A 16,220-nucleotide genomic window follows, 5' to 3' on the forward strand; every position below is an offset into this window, starting at 1 on the left:
GGTTAGTTTGCCGGTATCTTTTCCAACCGGGTGCCCGGATAGTAATAGGAAAGGATCTCCCGGTAATCGAAACCGTCGCCTGCCCGCTGCTTGGCCCCCCACTGGCAAAGGCCGACCCCATGGCCGTAACCGATACCGGTGAAGGTTATTTCGTCAGCCTGACCCCGGATTTCGAAATTGGTGCTTTTGATGGTGCTGTATCCCACAGCCTTACGGAAATTGACGGCACTGGCGATCAAACGTCCCTTTGCTGATACAATTACTAAATCCTGCAGACGTCCGCTCCGGTTACGACGTCCGGGCCTGATCTCCCGCAGGCCTGCCGCCTGAAACCCCGCGTTTTTCAGGAGAGACTCCAGTTTTTTCAACGGAATGGTCTGCTCCCATCTGACCGATGGTGCAGGAAGGCAGTATTTGCAGTCGACACCGGTAAGATATGGAACGGCATTTCCCCAGACATTCTCGGCAGCCTCCGTGTGCCCGCCGCAACTGGAATGGTAGAAGGCCTGAATGACGGCGCCGGCGTAGGTAAGCACCTCGCCGGCTGTCTCCCTTACACCGCGGATCGCCCGGCTGTCTTCGATATCGCTTCCTTCGTAGACCTGATCCATGACGCTGGATTCCAGATGGTACAGGGCGTTTCTTCGGGCAGCTTTCTGATAAACGGCATAGGAGCGGGCGATGACCGCCTGCGCTTTTACGGCCTCAATGGGCCATTGGGAAGATATTTCGCAGTTGATCAGGCCGACCAAATAATCTTCAAGGGGAAGTTCGTCAACAACCAGCAGGCCCCTGTCGGCAGGGAGAATCTCCAACACGCCCCGATACCCTTTGCCGTTGACCAGGAGGGAGGCTGGGGCCGTTGCCTTCAGCCCGCCGACCTTCCTGTTGTTTACCGCAATGCCGTCCCGGGTTCTTTTCACCTGGATCGGCGTATCGAGCCGCAACGGCTGTCCGTTGCCGTCCATGAGCAGAATGCCGCTCCCTTCAAGCGTCAAATTCTCGACCCCCTTGAGAACCGCCACCCGTATGGTTTCAGGCCTCATGTCAATACCGAGGACTGCCGCCGGAAAAAAGACCAACAGGATTATGATGCTGAAAATTCTCAAGGAGTTACCTTTGATACGGCCGTTAAACTGGTCGATAAGACCATAGAACATGGGCTAAAGTCAATAATTTTATGATTCCAATGAGCCTGATTTTACTTGACGCTTGGCAAGCGATTTGCTTATTCATTAAAGAAACACGGGGCACCAGGACATCGACCGGCACTCCCGAAACCGGCTCACCACCGTCACGGCCCCTTCTGTCGGCACGGACCACGACAGCCACTGTAAACGCCGCTAATACTGCCGATGGGGAACAACCGGTAGCCCCGGAATACTTCAGTAAGTCCATCCCTGGACAAAGTAGACCTTGTAAATGAAGAGCAACTAACCGTCAAATCACATAAGTCCGTCGGCAAAATGAGAACGGAAGCAGTCATGAGTAAAAAAGTAGATAGATGATCAATTCTCTCAAGATAAAAATAATCGGGCTGATCACCCTTACCATCATAGGCATCGTTTCCCTTGTCTCCTACATTGCCTATCGGCACCAGAAAGAGATGCTCTACGACATGGCCACGTACAACACCAGCGTGTTGAACGAGACGGTGAAGAACAGCATCAGCGATGCCATGCGCTCCGGCCGCTCCCAGGAGATCAGCGCCATTTTCAGCCGCCTCCGTTCAAAGGAATTCATCTCTAACCTGCGCATCGTCGACGAGTCGGGAAAGATCATCAATTCTGCAGATCAGGCGGAAATCGGCCATTTCCTGCCGGAGCGCGAACGCCAGGAGCTGAAGAGCAACTTTCAACAGAAGTTCACCCTATCCGAGAACCGGCAGGTTTTCCATTCCTTCGCCCGCATCGCCAACAATCCCCTCTGCTACAAATGCCACAGTCCGAGCCTTAAAACCCTCGGTTTCCTGGAAACTGAACTATCAATGGGATATATGGAGCGGTTCCTCGACAGGGAAAAACGGACCGCCGCCGTTTCGACCGTCCTGATCATAGCCATGATCATCGTTGTCGTGTCCATTTTCCTTATATTCTACGTGGACAAACCGATCAGGAAGCTCATTTCCAATATGGAAGCGGTGGAAAATGGGAATTTCGACCAGCGTACCATGATAACCAGCAGCAACGAAATGCGAATTCTCTCCCAGAGCTTCAACCGGATGGTCGAGCGGTTCCAGGACATGATGGAGACAAATATCAACCATGAACGGGAACTGGCCCGAGCCCAGGAAAAACTGAGCCACCACCGGGAAACCCACCTGATGAACCAGAAGTTGGAAGAGCAGATCAAGGAAATCGAAAATCTCAATATCACCCTCGAAGAACGAATCGAGGAAATAGAAGAGGCAAATTACAAGATCGCCGACCTGGCCGGGGAACTGGAAGACAAGAACACCACCCTGGAAAATGCCGTCTCGAAACTATCCACGCTGTACAAGGTCGGTCTCGCCATAAACTCCACCATGGAAACGGAGAGCCTCTTCAAGCTGATTGTAAGAACCAGCATGGATACCCTTCGCGCCCAGATCGGCTACATTATCCTCTATAACATGGAACGGCACGAGATGGTCATCACGACCCTGATCGGACACGAAGGGCTCTCCCCGTCAGGCACGGTACTGCCCATGACGCCGTCCAGCGTATCCAGCTGGGTTATCGAAAACGGAAAGCCGCTCCTCATTGCCGATATCAACCAGGTTCCCGAATTCGACCGTCTCAGTTCCATGGGCTATGAGCGAAAAACGCTGATCTGCGCGCCTCTCATCGTCAAAAACGAGATAATCGGTACCATTACCGTCGTCAACAAGATCGACAATTCCACCTATAATCACGAGGAACTGGAACTCTTTTCAACCATTGCCGCCCAGGCAAGTATCGCCATCAAGAACGCCAAGCTATATGACGAGCAGCAGAAGACCTACCTGAATACCATACAGGCTCTCGTCTCCGCCATCGAGGCCAGCGACAGCTACACCCGCGGCCATTCCGAGCGGGTTACCTACTATAGCCTGGAACTGGCCAAAAAACTGGAGCTGCCCCAGGACAGACTGAAGGTCATCGAAAGGGCCGCCATTCTCCATGACATAGGTAAGATCGGCATCGACCTGACCCTGCTGCACAAGGAAGGACGGCTGACGGCGGACGACATCAACGACCTTCAGCAGCATCCCACCATCGGCATGAAGATCCTGGAGCCGATCGAGTTCCTTCAGGACGTCAGGCTTTGCATCGGTCAGCATCACGAACGCTACGACGGCCATGGCTATCCCAACTCCATCCCCGCGGCGGAACTGCTGCTCGAATCGCGCATCCTGGCCATAGCCGACGCCTTCGACGCCATGACCTCCGATCGCCCGTATCGTAAGGCGCTGCCGGTCGAGGTGGCCATCAACGAGCTGTACAGCAATGCCGGCAGCCAGTTCGATCCCGAACTGGTGCCCCATTTCGTGGAACTTCTCAAGGACTCGCAATTCCAGAACAGCAGAGTCAAAACCGCAGCCACCGCTTGACCCGCCTACCTGCAGAACCCTCTCCCGCCGGGCCTTCCGGCGTAAACCATTTGCCCCTCCCGCCGAATCATGGTATAACAATCTGAAATTTCAGCTCATTTCCTGTTCGTTTCCAGCGGTAATCCCCATGTCAACTCTGCTTCAGGTAAAAAATCTCACCGTCACCTTCAGGGTTCCCCGGGGTACGCTCTGCGCTGTGGACAGCGTCAGCTTTTCCCTCGACCGGGAAGAGACTCTGGCCATTGTCGGCGAATCGGGCTGCGGTAAAAGTGTCACCGCCTATTCCATCATGGGACTGATTCCCTCGCCCGGAAAAATTGCCGCCGGAGAAATCGTCTTTGCCGGCCGGGACCTGCTTAAACTCGATGGTGAAGAAATGCGCAAGATCCGTGGCGACCGGATCGCCATGATCTTTCAGGAGCCCATGACCTCGCTCAACCCGGTGCTTTCCATCGGCAATCAGATCATGGAAGGGCTGCGGCTTCACCGGGGGCTCTCCCGGCGGGAGGCCAGGGAGGTGGGCATCGGCCTGCTGGAACAGGTGGGAATCGGTTCCGCTAAAGGGAGATTCGATGAATATCCGCACCAGATGAGCGGAGGGATGCGGCAACGGGTCATGATCGCCATGTCCATTGCCTGCAACCCGGAGCTTCTCATCGCTGACGAACCGACGACGGCGCTGGATGTGACCATTCAGGCACAGATACTGGAGCTCATGGACCGGCTGAAAAGCAAAAATCGCATGGGGCTCATCCTCATCACCCATGATCTGGGAATCGTGGCCGAGCGTTCGCATCGTACGGCGGTGATGTATGCGGGAAAGATCGTCGAATACGGTCCGACACGTGAGCTATTCCATAACCCGGGGCATCCCTACACGGAGGGTCTGCTCAGGTCCCTGCCCCAGGACGCCAGGCCTGGCCAGCCACTGCATACCATCCCCGGATCGGTTCCGGATCTCCTGGTCCGCCAGCCCGGCTGCGGCTTTTGCAACCGCTGCCCGGCAAAGGACTGGCAGTGCGAAACAGCTGAGCCGGAAATGAAAGAAATTGACAGCGGCCACTTTGTCCGCTGCTGGAAGGTTCGATGAACGACCTCATTACGGCAACATCCCTGGTCAAACATTTCCCGGTCAAAACCGGCCGATTCGGAAAGCCGCAGTTGCTCAAGGCTGTCGATGGTGTGGATCTGCGAGTCGGCAAGGGGGAAACCCTCGGCGTAGCAGGAGAATCGGGATGCGGCAAATCCACGGTAGCAAGACTCCTGATGGGGCTCATGCCCCCCACCTCCGGAACCATTGCCTATGAGGGCAAAAGCCTCAACCTCATGGACAGGGATGAGCGGCTCCGCTTTCGCAAAAGCGTGCAGATGATCTTCCAGGACCCCTTCTCTTCCCTTAACCCGCGCATGCGGGTGGGAGACATCGTCGGCGAACCGTTCACCGTACACGGGCTGGCGGCGGGCGCTCGCAAACGGGAGCTAGTCCTCGGCCTTCTGGCAAAGGTCGGCCTGTCGGAGGAGCATTTCTATCGCTACCCCCATGAGTTTTCGGGGGGGCAAAGGCAACGGATCGGCATCGCCCGCGCACTTGCCGTCTCACCCAAGCTGCTCATCGCCGACGAACCGGTCTCCGCCCTGGATATCTCGATCCAGGCTCAGATCATAAACCTGCTCATGGAGCTGAAACGGGAGCACGGGCTTTCCTTCTTCTTCATAACCCACGATCTCTCCGTCATCCGTCACCTGAGCGACCGTATAGCCATCATGTATCTGGGAAAGGTGGTCGAAACGGGCACGAGGGACGAGGTGCTGGACCGGTTTCTCCATCCTTACACCCAGGCCCTGCTCTCGGCGGTGCCGCGCATTGCCCCCGACAGAACAACAGCTCGAATCGTCCTGCAGGGGGACCTTCCTTCGCCGGTCGATCCCCCCGCAGGCTGCCCTTTCCATACCCGCTGTCCCTATGTGGAGGACATCTGTAGGACGGATCCTCCCCCCCTGGAGGAAAAGGAAGCGGCCCACCTGGCAGCGTGCCATTTCAGCACCAAGCTCTTCCGCTAATCAAAACCTTTTTTATTGACAAAAAATGATTTAATCTCTATAGCATTAGACGCTTTGCCATTGAGTATCCCAGCACCGGAGGCGATGTGGAATTCGACAAGACAAGAAATTTCGATATGGAAGCGGAAGTATTGAAGGTCCTCGGCCACCCGGTCAGACTGAAGATCGTTGCCGGGCTCTGTACCAAGGAATGTAACGTCAAATATATCTGGGAATGTCTAGGGCTGCCCCAGGCAACGGTTTCCCAGCACCTGGCGCTGTTGAAGAACAAGGGGATCATCGAAGGGAAGCGGGAGGGTGTGGAGGTTCACTACACGGTGGTGCATCCGCTGGCGAAGAAACTGATCGCCGTCCTCTGAAAAATACCTGCAATCTGCCATAATCCCCGCCCGTCGGGGATTTTTATTTTCCGCTCACGTCCAGTCCTTCAATTCTCAGTGACGGGGACCCGACCCCCCCGAAGAAGCGCAGATCGTTGCCGACCCCGGATACGTCATGGAACAGGTCGAGGATGTTCCCGGAAATGACGATCCCCTTGACCGGGTAGGCGACCATACCGTTCTCGATGAAATACCCTGCCGCACCCACGGAAAAATCCCCTGAAACCGGATTCGCGGTGTGCATCCCCATTACCGAGGTCAGGAGCACCCCCGTCTCCACCCCCTTGGCTAGGTCTGCCGTGGGGGTCACGCCATTTTCGATGAAGAAGTTGGTCACCCCCATGCGGGGAAGTCCCTTGACGCCGCCACGCACCGCATTACCCGTGGAAGCAACCCCATCCTTACAGGCACAGTAGCTGTTGTAAAGAAAGCCCTGCACCGCGCCGTCCTCGACGAGGACGGTCCTCTGACCTGGCACCCCTTCCCCGTCGAAGGGGGTAGTGGCCATTCCACCCGCGAGGAGCCCATCATCAACAATTATCATATCTTGGGCGAAGAGACGAGCTCCCTTCCTGCCGGCGAGAATCGATTTCCCCTTCTGCACGTTCTCGGCGAGGAAGGAGGACGCCAGCACCTCCAGCACCTCGGCTGCAACATAATTATCCAGGATGACCGGACATTTCATTGTAGCCATGGCGCGAGCACCGAGCATGCCCGACGCCTTGGCGGCGGCGTTTTTTGCGATAACCGCCACATCGATTTTGTCAAAATAGTTGCTGAAGCCAAAATCCCAGCCCATCTGGGAGTCACCGTCCTCTTCGGCCACGGCTGAGACACTGCAGGAAACGGACGTGCCACTGTAATTTCCCTCTACGCCTCGGGAATTCCTGATCAGCACCTCGTAGCGGGACTCACCGTAGCTGCTCTTGCGCACTTTCTTCATGCGCGGATCCTCGGCCAGGGTGAGCCGCTCGAGTTCAATGACACGGGAAATCTTTTCCTCCTCCCCGACGCCTGCCAACTTCTCATCCGCCAGACCGGACAGTTGCGGATAGGCTGCAGGTCCTGGGAGACAGTTGCATGCGTCCTTGGTCTGGAATTCGGCACCGGTTACAGCATTGGCCACCATCCGCTCCAGATCCTTGTCGTCCATGCTCGTGGAAAAGGAAAATCCCATGCCGCCGTCCTTGAGGACCCGGATGCCGACCCCCACCGGCTCGGAGCATTTGAAAGTGTCAACCTTCTGTTCCCTGACCTCGATGGAGAGATTGCGGGAAGCCCCGAGCATGATCTCGTAACCGTCAAGGGCACGGGCCTTGAGAAGCTTTTCTATTCTTGCCGCGTGAAGGTCGAAGTCCATATATTCTCCCTCAGAATTCAAGGATCATGGCAATTTCATCACAGTCGGGGAATTTCACGCACTTCATGCAGTCTCCCCAAACCTTGTGGGGGAGCTCCGACTTATCGACGACGTGAAAGCCTAATTTGGCAAAAAAATCGGGCTTGTAGGTGAGGCAGAAGACCTTCTTCAGCCCCAGTGCCCGTGCCTCGTCGATGCATGCCTGCACCACCTGGGTGCCGATGCCTTTCCGGCCGGCGTCGTCGGCCACCGCCACCGAACGGACCTCGGCCAGATCCTCCCAGACGATATGCAGGGCAGCGGTCCCGACAATGCGCCCATCGATCTCGAATATATTGAAGTCCCGAATGGACTCGTAAAGCTCTGCCAGGGAACGGGAGAGCATGTCCCCACGGGAGGCGTAGAAAGTCAGAAGCTTCTGGATTTCCTTGACATCACTGATCTCGGCTTTGCGCAGCATGGCGTTCCTTTCTGGCGGGTACCGCTTACTTCAGCGACTCCCCTATCAACTCACGGGCATGGTCAAGGGTGGTGTCGGTGATCTTGATGCCCCCCAGCATCCGCGCCACTTCCGCCACCCGGTCTTCCCGATCCAGGGGGGTAGCGGACGTCACCGTCCTTCCCTCTTCCACCTTCTTTTCCACCTTGAAATGGAGATCGGCGTAGGCAGCCACCTGGGGAAGATGGGTAATGCAGAGGACCTGCTGTCCCGCCGCCACCCGTTTAAGCTTCTCCCCCACGAGAGCCGAGGTTGCTCCGCCAATGCCCGTATCCACCTCGTCGAAAATCAAGGTCGGCACGTCGCTTTCCGGGTGGAGCTGTTTCAATGCCAGCATCAGCCGTGACAGCTCCCCTCCGGAGGCTATCTTGGCCAGCGGCTTCGGCGATTCCCCGGGGTTTGGGGAAAAGAGGAACTCGACGCGATCGAGCCCGCTTGACCTAGGCTGGGAGAGCCCTTCGAAAGCCACCTGAAAGCGGGCGTTCCTCATGGCCAGCTCCGAGAGCTCCTTCTCCATGGCCGCTGCCAGCCGCTCCGCCGCAGCGGAACGCTCCTCGTGCAAGGCCTCCCCTTTTGTCTTTACGGCCTGTTCCAACTCCCCGAGCCGCTTCACCAGCCCATCCCGGTTTTCCTCCCGCGACCGCAGCGTCTCTATCTCCCGGTCGACGGCTTCCTTGTAGGCAAGAATACCAGGCACGTCGGGGGCGTATTTCTTCTTCAATCTCTGGATTAGCTCCAGCCGGTCCGCCACAGCCTGCAGGCGCTCCGGATCGGCTTCGATCTTGGCAGCATAGGTTCTCAATGCAAGCGCCGCATCCTCCAGCTGAATAGAGGCCGCATCCAGGGAGGCCAGGCTGCCTTCCATGGAAGGATCGATGGCAATGACCTCGGCAAGGCGCCTTTTGACCTGGGCCAGCCGCCCGAGGACCGCATCATCCGCGCCGTACAATTCGACGAAAGCTTCCTGGCTATTCTGCAGGAGTCTTTCCCCATGGGAAAGCAGGGTCCGCTCCTGCTCCAGTTCCTCTTCCTCGCCGGGGGCCAGGGCAGCAGCGCCGATCTCGTCCGACTGGAAGGAGATTAGGTCCAAGCGATGGGCAGCGTCCCGCTCCCCTTCTTCCAATGCCTTGAGTGTACCATCAACCTGCCGGTATTCATCATAGAGGAGGGCGAACTCCCGGCGCCGGTCCAGGAGCCCCCCGTATCCGTCCAGGAGCAGCAGGTGGTTTTCCTGCTTGAGCAGGGTCTGGGCCTCGTGCTGGCCGTAAATGTTTATCAGCAGTCTGGAAATTTCCGCCAGGATAGCGATGGTCGAAAGCCCGCCACCGATGAAGACCCGGTTCTTGCCCGACCTGGAAACGACTCGCTTGATCAGGAGCTCCCCATCGCACTCGATGCCGATCCTCTCCAGCTCGGCCAGGATCGAAGGGTAGCCCGCCAGGTCAAAAATGGCTTCCACGGTCCCTTCTTCGGCTCCGGCACGAATGAGGTCAGCCGAAGCGCGGCCACCGAGAATGAGATTGACGGCATCGATGATGATCGACTTGCCGGCACCGGTCTCCCCGGTGAGGATGTTGAGCCCGCCGCGGAAGGAAACCGTCAGGTTGTCGATGATGGCGATGTTTTTGATGGAAAGGTCGGTAAGCATGAGAACCTGTTCTATGTTCTATGTTCTATGTTCTATGTTCTATGTTCTATGTTCTATGTTCTATGTTCTATGTTCTATGTTCAAGGTAAAAACATAGAACCGATTTTATCTTTCGCCCCATTTCAGCTTGGTTCGCAACACCTCGAAGTAATCCTTGCTCCGTGACTGGACCAGCCGGGTCTGATGCTCGGCCCTCTGGATACATATTTGATCGCCGTGTTTCAGCTCGAACCCCACCTGTCCGTCCAGAGTAAGGAATACGTCCTCGTTGACCGATTGCAGGGTAATGGAAATCAGGGCATCACCGGCAACGACAATGGGACGGTTAGTGAGGGTATGGGGGCAGATGGGGGTCATCAGCAGGCAGTCCAGCTGGGGGTGGACGATTGGTCCGTTTGCCGACAGGGAGTACCCGGTGGAACCGGTGGGTGTGGAGATGATCAGGCCGTCGGCCTTGAAGGTGGAAAGATAGCGGCCATCCACTTCCGTCTCCAGATCTATGATCCTGGCCAGAGCCCCCTTGTTGATAACCACATCGTTCAGGACCTGATGTCCTTCGATCTCCTCCCCCTCCCGATGAAGAGAGACGCGCAGCATCATCCGCCCGGAGACCTCGTAGTCTCCCTTGAGGCAACGCTCCAGGGCAGGATACATCTCCGCCAGGGTAATTTCCGTCAGAAATCCCAGGCTCCCCAGGTTGACCCCCAGGATCGGTACTTGCCGGTCTCCCACCAGGCGGGCCACAGAGATCAGCGTGCCATCCCCCCCGAGCACAACCACCAGGTCGGCCTCTTCCTGGATATCTTGCCGTTCCGCAGAATAGGCAGAGCCAACGTGCTTGGCAAGGTGAGATTCCACCATCGGCGAGAGTCCCTTTGCCACCAGCCATTCGATCAGCTCTTCCGCTATGCCCACGCAACGGGGGTCGTGGACCTTGGCGAAGATCGCTATTTTTTTCATGGCGCGAGCCTTTATCTATGGTATAAAAAATAAGGCTTTACTAGCACATCTCAACCACCATGTCCAATGGAAAGTCCACGGCAACCGCACTTCCGGACAGAGGGAAGCCTATGAACCAACAAGAAGCCCATCCGGCCCCCGAACTCGATAATCTCATCCTCATCATCAAGTCCTTCCTCGAACATATTGAATATACCCTCGGCAAAGACAAATATACTGCCACCAAATACGACGCCTTCAACGCCCTTGCCTATGTCGTGCGGGACAAGCTGGTCGAGCGCTGGCTCGACACCCAGCAGGCCTACTACAACAGCGACAACAAGCGAATCTACTATATTTCCATGGAATTCCTCATAGGCCGGTCACTGATCAACAGCCTGATCAACCTGGACATCCTGGAAGATTTCCGGGAAGCCATCACCTCTCTGGGGTACGATTTCGAGGAAATTTTCGACGAGGAGCAGGACGCGGGGCTCGGCAACGGCGGTCTAGGCCGCTTGGCCGCCTGCTTCCTCGATTCCATGGCCACCATGTCCATTCCCGCATACGGCTACGGCATCCGCTACGAATATGGCATTTTCAGGCAGAAGATCGTAGATGGTGCACAGGTGGAGCTCCCGGACAACTGGCTCCGCTACCGCAACCCGTGGGAGCTGGACCGCCAGGAACACCTGCATCCGGTGAAGTTCTACGGCCGGGTGATTACCACCACCAACAAGTTCGGCAAGATCGTGCACGAATGGGTTGACACGGAAGATGTCATGGCCATGGCTTACGACACACCTATTCCGGGCTACAGGAACAACACGGTCAATACCATGCGCCTGTGGAGCGCCAAGTCCAGCCGTGACTTCGACCTGAAGTTCTTCAACGAGGGGAACTACATCCGTGCCGTGGAAAAGAAGATGCAGACGGAGACCATCTCCAAGGTGCTCTATCCGGCCGACAACGTCATCGAGGGGAAGGAACTCCGCTTCAAACAGGAATATTTCCTCGCCTCGGCGACCATCCACGACGTCATCTACCGCTTTAAGAAGAAGCACACCGACTTCAAGCTCCTGCCGGACAAGGTGGCCATCCAGCTCAACGACACCCACCCCGCTCTGGCTATTCCGGAACTGATGCGGGTGCTCCTCGACCTGGAAAACGTGGCGTGGGACGACGCCTGGGATATCACCAGGAAAACCTTCGCCTACACCAATCACACCATTCTCCCAGAGGCACTGGAGCAGTGGCCGGTTTGGTTTTTCGAGCAGATCCTTCCCCGACACCTGCAGATCATCTTCGACATCAACAAGCAGTTCCTGGAAGAGGTGGCAAAACGTTTCCCCGGCGACAACTCCCGCCTGGCCCGCATGTCTATCGTGGAAGAGCACTGGGAGCGGAAGATCCGCATGGCCCATCTGGCCATCGTCGGCAGCCATTCGGTAAACGGCGTGGCAGCGCTGCATACCGAAATCATCAAGCACCAGCTGTTCCGGGATTGCCACGATATGTACCCAGAGCGCTTCAACAACAAGACCAACGGCATCACACAGCGGCGCTGGCTGAAGATGTCCAACACATCCCTTGCCGAACTGATCGACGACTATATCGGCGACGGCTGGGTCACCGATCTCTACGAGCTGCAAAAATTGCAGGCGGTCGCCGCGGACCCGGAATTCACCGCCCGCTGGCAGGCAGTGAAGAGGCACAACAAGGAGAAGCTCGCCGCCTACATTCTCAAGCACAACTGCATCGAAATCAATGTGGATTCCATCTTCGACTGCCAGGTGAAACGGATTCACGAATACAAGCGCCAGCTTTTGAACGTGCTCCACGTGATCACCATGTACAACCGCATCAAGGAAAACCCCGACGGCGATTTCGTCCCGCGCACCTTCATCTTCAGCGGCAAGGCCGCCCCCGCTTACGCCACGGCAAAACTGATCATTCGGCTCATCAACGCCGTCGCCGCCGTCGTCAACAACGACCCGGAAATCGGTGATCGAATGAAGGTTGTCTTCCTGGCCAACTACAGCGTCTCCCTTGCGGAAAAAATCTTCCCGGCAGCCGACCTTTCCGAACAGATCTCCACCGCCGGCACTGAGGCCTCGGGAACGGGCAACATGAAGTTCGCCCTCAACGGCTCCCTGACCATCGGCACCCTGGACGGCGCCAACATCGAAATCATGGAAGAGGTGGGGAGGGAAAACATCTTCATCTTCGGGCTGACTGCCGATGAGGTCGCCGCCACCAGGAGCAAAGGTTATAATCCCCGCGACTACTACAACAAGCTTCCCGAACTGCGCCGGGTGCTGGACCAGATTGCCGGCGGCTTCTTCTCACCCACCGCTCCGGACATCTTCCGCCCCATCGTCGATCTTCTGCTGAACCAGGGGGACTACTACATGCTTCTGGCCGATTACACCTCCTATGTGGCCTGCCAGGACGACGTGAGCAAAATCTACCGGGACCAAGCCGAATGGACCCGGCGGGCTATCATCAATGCAGCAGGCATGGGCAAATTCTCCAGCGACAGGACCATTGACGAGTACGCCCGCGACATCTGGGGAATCACCCCGGTCTGCGTCAAGGGCGCCGAATCCCGCCAGGGCGACCCCTCCACCCATGGATCTTTTTGACAAAAGGGCGGCGGACGACGCCGTAAATGAAGCCCCCCTCGCCGAGCGGATGCGCCCCCGGACCATTGCCGAGTATGTGGGCCAGGAGCAGCTCCTCGGCGAAGGAAAGCTCTTGCGGCGGCTCATCGAGAGCGACCAGCTCACATCCCTCATCTTCTGGGGCCCCCCCGGCTCGGGAAAAACGACCCTGGCCCGCATCATCGCCGGTGCCACCAGTTCCCACTTCATCTTCTTCTCCGCCATTCTCTCTGGGATCAAGGAGATCCGCGAGATCGTCAAGGAAGCGGAGGAGGTCCGCAAATTCCGAGGGAAAAGAACCATCCTCTTCGTGGACGAGATCCACCGCTTCAATAAGAGCCAGCAGGATGCCTTTCTTCCCTACGTGGAGCGCGGCGTGTTCACCATCATCGGCGCCACCACGGAAAATCCCTCCTTCGAGGTTATCGCCCCCCTCCTCTCCCGCTGCAAGGTGCTGGTGCTCAACACCCTGGGCGACGACGACCTGAAAAAGATCATCGTCAATGCCCTAACAGACCGGGAACGGGGTCTGGGAAACCTGGAGCTGACCCTCAACGACGAGGCATTGGACTACATTGCCGAGCAGGCGGGGGGGGATGGCAGGATCGCCCTGAACACCCTGGAAACTGCGGCCAGGCTGGCGGAAAAGGGCATGATCACCATTGAAGCCGCCCGTGAAGCCGTACAGAAGAAGCCGCTCCTCTACGACAAGGGGGGAGAGGAGCATTACAACGTCATCTCCGCCTTCATCAAATCCATGCGGGGCAGCGACCCTGATGCCGCCGTCTACTGGCTGGCCAGGCTGATAGAGGCGGGGGAAGACCCGCTCTTCATCCTGCGGCGCATGGTGATCCTCGCCTCAGAAGACATCGGCAATGCCGACCCCCGGGCACTGCAGGTGGCAGTCGCGGCACTGCAGGGGTTCCAGATGGTGGGGATGCCCGAAGGTCGCATCATCCTCTCCCAAGCTGTGACCTACCTGGCCACCGCCCCCAAGTCCAACGCCTCCTACCTGGCCATCGACGAAGCCCTGGCCGAGGTGCGCAAGAGCGGCGCCCAGCCGGTACCCATGCACATCCGCAACGCCCCCACCAAGCTGATGAAGGATCTGGGCTACCACGCCGGTTACCGCTACGCCCATGACCATCCAGAAGGCTACGTGGAGCAGGAGTACCTGCCCGAACGGCTCAAGGGGCGCACCTATTACCGGCCCGCCGGCTACGGTTACGAGAAGGCCATCAAAGAGCGGATGGAATGGCTGAAAGGGAAGAAAAGGGAGGAGTAATGAAAAAAATTGGCATCCTCACCAGCGGCGGCGACTGCTCCGGGATGAATGCCGCCATCCGCAGCGCAGTCCGCAGCGGTCTACGGCATAATCTGGCCATGATCGGTTTCCGCAAGGGCTATCTCGGACTGATGAAGGCCGACTACATCACGCTCGACTCCAAGGCGGTGTCTGGAATCCTCCACCGCGGGGGAACGTTCCTCCAGTCGGCCCGCTCCCCCGAATTCCGCACCCCGGAGGGACAGCAGCAGGCCCTGGCAAACCTGAGAAAGCTGGGGGTGGATGGTCTGATCATCCTCGGCGGCGACGGCTCCCTAACCGGCGCCCTGGCCCTGCACAACCTGGGCTTCCCCGTCATCGGCATCCCAGCCAGCATCGACAACGACATCCCCTACACCGACATGGCCCTGGGGGTGGATACGGCCCTCAACAACATCATCTACGCCGTCGACTGCATCAAGGACACCGCCAGCTCCCACGCCCGGGCCTTCGTCATCGAGGTCATGGGGCGCAATTCGGGATACCTGGCCAGCATCAGCGCCATTGCGGCCGGTGCCGAATACGCCCTGGTGCCGGAACGAGATTTCGACCTCTCGGAGATCTGCCAGCAGCTCCGCGCCCGCTACGAGGAAGGGCGCGACAACGCCATCATCATCCTCGCTGAAGGGGCGGGCAACGCCCACCAGATCGCCGACAGCATCAAGGACGCCATCGGCTTCGAAACCAGGGTCACGGTGTTGGGGCACTACCAGCGCGGCGGCGCCCCCACCGTCTTCGACCGACTCCTGGCAAGCCGCTTGGGGAAAAATGCCGTGGATCTGCTCCTGGAGGGGGAAAAGGGGCTAATGGTAGGCCTCTCCAACAACTCCATCATCACCACCTCCCTGGAAGACGTGGTCGAAGGTGAGAAGAAGCCGCACGACGAAATGCTTCGCCTGGCGGAGGTGTTGGGGATATAGCAGAGCCAGCTTTTACAATTCCAGATTGACGAAATCGAAGGCCTGTACAATGTCGGCAACGGCTTTGGAGCGGCAGTACTTGATGAATTCCCGGGCGAGCGGGGTCGGTTCACCTTTCGATACCAGGGTCAGGACGCGGATCAACGGATACGAGCCGTTGAGGATGGCGGCCTTGGTGGGAACTTGCCCGTCTGGAGCAATCATGCGTATTTTCCCCTGCTGGCTTGAGTAGCGGTAGGCTTCGCCGAAGGAAACATAGCCAATGGCGCCGCTGTTTTTGGCTACCGCCTTGATGGTGACGGTCGATTGGGCAGGAATTAGAACACCCTGCAGCTGCGCAACCGGGGTCTGCAGGTATTCGGCGACTATCTTGGTGGAAGATCGCCGGTCGTCCCTCAGTAATACCTTGAGCGGCTGATCGCCGCCGCCGAATTGCTTCCAGTTGCTTACCTTTCCGGTGAAAAGCTGCGTCAATTGCGCTCTGCTCAATTTTTTCACCGGGCTGCTGCTGGAAACGATGAAACAGATGGCATCCAGGGCAACGGGGAAAGCCTTCAGGTCCCGTTCCGTTCCCTGGAGCACCCGCGATACCATGCCGAGTGAATTCCTGCCGCTTCGGGTATCGCTCAAGCCTCTGGTCGAATTATAGCCCTGGACGGTTATGGTCACCCCCGGGTGCAGCCGCTCGAAGGATCTGGCCATTTCCGAGATGAGCGGCGCCATGGTTCCGGAGCCGGTAATGAGCAGTTTTCCGGAGAGGCGATCTGCCGCCGGTGAGTCGGAAACTGTAAAGAACAGCAGGGAAAAGAGAATGAAAAACGGAAGGAATGTGTACTTTGAAGGGGCCATGGCTTA

General features: G+C 57.5%; 13 protein-coding genes. 7 read left to right on the forward strand and 6 right to left on the reverse strand.

Features of this window, described 5'->3' with window-relative positions:
- Nucleotides 1-2 precede the first annotated feature (2 nt).
- Nucleotides 3-1,160, reverse strand: coding sequence for a SpoIID/LytB domain-containing protein (locus ML541_RS07045; RefSeq protein WP_243371916.1), 1,158 nt, complete (start codon nt 1,158-1,160; stop codon nt 3-5).
- Between the two features lie 344 nt (nt 1,161-1,504).
- Here ML541_RS07045 and ML541_RS07050 point away from each other — a divergent pair, with 344 nt between their 5' ends.
- The 4 genes from ML541_RS07050 (at nt 1,505) to ML541_RS07065 (ending at nt 5,991) form a co-directional block, all read left to right on the forward strand.
- Nucleotides 1,505-3,571: an HD domain-containing phosphohydrolase gene (locus tag ML541_RS07050; protein WP_243371918.1), complete on the forward strand. Its 2,067-nt coding sequence runs from the start codon at nt 1,505-1,507 to the stop codon at nt 3,569-3,571.
- A 127-nt stretch (nt 3,572-3,698) separates the two neighbouring features.
- Nucleotides 3,699-4,661: an ABC transporter ATP-binding protein gene (locus ML541_RS07055; RefSeq protein WP_243371920.1), complete on the forward strand. Its 963-nt coding sequence runs from the start codon at nt 3,699-3,701 to the stop codon at nt 4,659-4,661.
- Nucleotides 4,658-5,632 (forward strand): dipeptide ABC transporter ATP-binding protein, encoded by a 975-nt coding sequence (locus ML541_RS07060; RefSeq protein ID WP_243371922.1) that lies wholly within the window; start codon nt 4,658-4,660, stop codon nt 5,630-5,632. Before ML541_RS07055 ends, ML541_RS07060 begins: the two co-directional genes overlap by 4 nt.
- Nucleotides 5,633-5,718: 86 nt before the next feature.
- Nucleotides 5,719-5,991 carry a metalloregulator ArsR/SmtB family transcription factor gene (locus ML541_RS07065; RefSeq protein WP_243371924.1) on the forward strand — a complete coding sequence of 91 codons (273 nt, stop codon included), beginning with the start codon at nt 5,719-5,721 and terminating at the stop codon, nt 5,989-5,991.
- 43 nt (nt 5,992-6,034) lie between these two features.
- Here ML541_RS07065 and ML541_RS07070 read toward each other — a convergent pair whose 3' ends face one another.
- The 4 genes from ML541_RS07070 to ML541_RS07085 all read right to left on the reverse strand — a co-directional run bounded on the left by ML541_RS07070 (nt 6,035) and on the right by ML541_RS07085 (nt 10,479).
- Nucleotides 6,035-7,372, reverse strand: a complete 1,338-nt coding sequence (locus ML541_RS07070) for a TldD/PmbA family protein (protein WP_243371926.1) — start codon at nt 7,370-7,372, stop codon at nt 6,035-6,037.
- 10 nt (nt 7,373-7,382) lie between these two features.
- Entirely contained in the window at nt 7,383-7,832 is a 450-nt protein-coding gene (locus ML541_RS07075) for an N-acetyltransferase (RefSeq protein WP_243371928.1), read from the reverse strand.
- Between the two features lie 25 nt (nt 7,833-7,857).
- Nucleotides 7,858-9,519 carry a DNA repair protein RecN gene (gene recN / locus ML541_RS07080; protein ID WP_243371930.1) on the reverse strand — a complete coding sequence of 554 codons (1,662 nt, stop codon included), beginning with the start codon at nt 9,517-9,519 and terminating at the stop codon, nt 7,858-7,860.
- Nucleotides 9,520-9,624: 105 nt separating this feature from the next.
- The gene (locus ML541_RS07085; protein WP_243371932.1) at nt 9,625-10,479 is read right to left on the reverse strand and encodes an NAD(+)/NADH kinase; all 855 of its coding nucleotides are present in this window, start codon (nt 10,477-10,479) and stop codon (nt 9,625-9,627) included.
- A 110-nt stretch (nt 10,480-10,589) separates the two neighbouring features.
- Between ML541_RS07085 and ML541_RS07090 the strand changes: the two genes are divergently transcribed.
- The 3 genes from ML541_RS07090 to pfkA are packed head-to-tail and all read left to right on the forward strand — an operon-like array spanning nt 10,590 to nt 15,365.
- The gene (locus tag ML541_RS07090; protein WP_243371934.1) at nt 10,590-13,103 is read left to right on the forward strand and encodes a glycogen/starch/alpha-glucan phosphorylase; all 2,514 of its coding nucleotides are present in this window, start codon (nt 10,590-10,592) and stop codon (nt 13,101-13,103) included.
- On the forward strand, nt 13,090-14,406 hold the full coding sequence (locus tag ML541_RS07095; RefSeq protein WP_243371935.1) for a replication-associated recombination protein A: 1,317 nt from the start codon (nt 13,090-13,092) through the stop codon (nt 14,404-14,406). Before ML541_RS07090 ends, ML541_RS07095 begins: the two co-directional genes overlap by 14 nt.
- On the forward strand, nt 14,406-15,365 hold the full coding sequence (gene pfkA, locus ML541_RS07100) for a 6-phosphofructokinase (protein ID WP_243371936.1): 960 nt from the start codon (nt 14,406-14,408) through the stop codon (nt 15,363-15,365). The genes ML541_RS07095 and pfkA overlap by 1 nt, the downstream gene beginning before the upstream one ends.
- Nucleotides 15,366-15,377: 12 nt before the next feature.
- On the opposite strand, the gene ML541_RS07105 is transcribed toward pfkA, so the two are convergent.
- Entirely contained in the window at nt 15,378-16,214 is an 837-nt protein-coding gene (locus ML541_RS07105; protein ID WP_243371937.1) for a phosphate ABC transporter substrate-binding protein, read from the reverse strand.
- Nucleotides 16,215-16,220: the final 6 nt, after the last annotated feature.

This window comes from Geotalea sp. SG265, assembly GCF_022808985.1.
In the GTDB taxonomy this organism is placed as follows: domain Bacteria; phylum Desulfobacterota; class Desulfuromonadia; order Geobacterales; family Geobacteraceae; genus Geotalea.

Excerpts from the sequence above, each read along its gene's own strand:
- ML541_RS07045 (WP_243371916.1), bottom strand. The coding sequence starts at position 1,160 with ATGTTCTATGGTCTTATCGACCAGTTTAACGGCCGTATCAAAGGTAAC.
- ML541_RS07050 (WP_243371918.1), top strand. The coding sequence starts at position 1,505 with ATGATCAATTCTCTCAAGATAAAAATAATCGGGCTGATCACCCTTACC.
- ML541_RS07055 (WP_243371920.1), top strand. The coding sequence starts at position 3,699 with ATGTCAACTCTGCTTCAGGTAAAAAATCTCACCGTCACCTTCAGGGTT.
- ML541_RS07060 (WP_243371922.1), top strand. The coding sequence starts at position 4,658 with ATGAACGACCTCATTACGGCAACATCCCTGGTCAAACATTTCCCGGTC.
- ML541_RS07070 (WP_243371926.1), bottom strand. The coding sequence starts at position 7,372 with ATGGACTTCGACCTTCACGCGGCAAGAATAGAAAAGCTTCTCAAGGCC.
- ML541_RS07075 (WP_243371928.1), bottom strand. The coding sequence starts at position 7,832 with ATGCTGCGCAAAGCCGAGATCAGTGATGTCAAGGAAATCCAGAAGCTT.
- recN (WP_243371930.1), bottom strand. The coding sequence starts at position 9,519 with ATGCTTACCGACCTTTCCATCAAAAACATCGCCATCATCGACAACCTG.
- ML541_RS07085 (WP_243371932.1), bottom strand. The coding sequence starts at position 10,479 with ATGAAAAAAATAGCGATCTTCGCCAAGGTCCACGACCCCCGTTGCGTG.
- ML541_RS07090 (WP_243371934.1), top strand. The coding sequence starts at position 10,590 with ATGAACCAACAAGAAGCCCATCCGGCCCCCGAACTCGATAATCTCATC.
- ML541_RS07095 (WP_243371935.1), top strand. The coding sequence starts at position 13,090 with ATGGATCTTTTTGACAAAAGGGCGGCGGACGACGCCGTAAATGAAGCC.
- pfkA (WP_243371936.1), top strand. The coding sequence starts at position 14,406 with ATGAAAAAAATTGGCATCCTCACCAGCGGCGGCGACTGCTCCGGGATG.
- ML541_RS07105 (WP_243371937.1), bottom strand. The coding sequence starts at position 16,214 with ATGGCCCCTTCAAAGTACACATTCCTTCCGTTTTTCATTCTCTTTTCC.